Here is a 1,600-nt window from a genome sequence, read left to right on the forward strand (position 1 = left end):
CTGAGACCTGATGCCGAGCCGATTGTGGCGAAGTGGATGATCCTATGCTGTCGAGAAAAGCCTCTAGCGAGTTTCATGGCGGCCCGTACCCTAAACCGACTCAGGTGGTCAGGTAGAGAATACCGAGGCGTTCGGGTGAACTATGGTTAAGGAACTCGGCAAAATGCCCCCGTAACTTCGGGAGAAGGGGGGCCACGCTTGGTGATTGGATTTACTCCATGAGCTGGGGGTGGCCGCAGAGACCAGCGAGAAGCGACTGTTTACTAAAAACACAGGTCCGTGCGAAGCCGTAAGGCGATGTATACGGACTGACGCCTGCCCGGTGCTGGAACGTTAAGGGGACCGGTTAGTCACTCTTCGGGGTGGCGAAGCTGAGAACTTAAGCGCCAGTAAACGGCGGTGGTAACTATAACCATCCTAAGGTAGCGAAATTCCTTGTCGGGTAAGTTCCGACCTGCACGAATGGCGTAACGACTTCTCGACTGTCTCAACCATAGGCCCGGTGAAATTGCACTACGAGTAAAGATGCTCGTTTCGCGCAGCAGGACGGAAAGACCCCGGGACCTTTACTACAGTTTGATATTGGTGTTCGGTTCGGCTTGTGTAGGATAGCTGGGAGACTGTGAAGCTTGGACGCCAGTTCGAGTGGAGTCGTCGTTGAAATACCAGTCTGGTCGTGCTGGATGTCTAACCTGGGTCCGTGATCCGGATCAGGGACAGTGTCTGATGGGTAGTTTAACTGGGGCGGTTGCCTCCTAAAGAGTAACGGAGGCGCCCAAAGGTTCCCTCAGCCTGGTTGGCAATCAGGTGTTGAGTGTAAGTGCACAAGGGAGCTTGACTGTGAGACCGACGGGTCGAGCAGGGACGAAAGTCGGGACTAGTGATCCGGCGGTGGCTTGTGGAAGCGCCGTCGCTCAACGGATAAAAGGTACCCCGGGGATAACAGGCTGATCTTCCCCAAGAGTCCATATCGACGGGATGGTTTGGCACCTCGATGTCGGCTCGTCGCATCCTGGGGCTGGAGTCGGTCCCAAGGGTTGGGCTGTTCGCCCATTAAAGCGGTACGCGAGCTGGGTTTAGAACGTCGTGAGACAGTTCGGTCCCTATCCGCTGCGCGCGCAGGAATATTGAGAAGGGCTGTCCCTAGTACGAGAGGACCGGGACGGACGAACCTCTGGTGTGCCAGTTGTTCTGCCAAGGGCATGGCTGGTTGGCTACGTTCGGGAGGGATAACCGCTGAAAGCATCTAAGCGGGAAGCCTGCTTCGAGATGAGTATTCCCACCCACTTGATGGGGTAAGGCTCCCAGTAGACGACTGGGTTGATAGGCCGGATGTGGAAGCCCAGTAATGGGTGAAGCTGACTGGTACTAATAGGCCGAGGGCTTGTCCTCAGTTGCTCGCGTCCACTGTGTTGGTTCTGAAACCACGAACAGCCCCATGCCATGGTCACGGTGTGGTGCGGCTGAAACAGTTTCATAGTGTTTCGGTGGTCATAGCGTGAGGGAAACGCCCGGTTACATTCCGAACCCGGAAGCTAAGCCTCACAGCGCCGATGGTACTGCAGGGGGGACCCTGTGGGAGAGTAGGACACCGCCGAAC

General features: G+C 56.2%; 2 rRNA genes. Both read left to right on the top strand.

Annotation, left to right across the window (positions count from 1 at the left end):
• Positions 1–1,392 (top strand): 23S ribosomal RNA (locus ACH4ZA_RS39860); the annotation flags it as partial.
• A 91-nt stretch (positions 1,393–1,483) separates the two neighbouring features.
• Positions 1,484–1,600 (top strand): 5S ribosomal RNA (rrf, locus tag ACH4ZA_RS39865).

Origin of the sequence: Streptomyces sp. NPDC020597, assembly GCF_044335095.1 — a bacterium.
Lineage (GTDB): Bacteria > Actinomycetota > Actinomycetes > Streptomycetales > Streptomycetaceae > Streptomyces.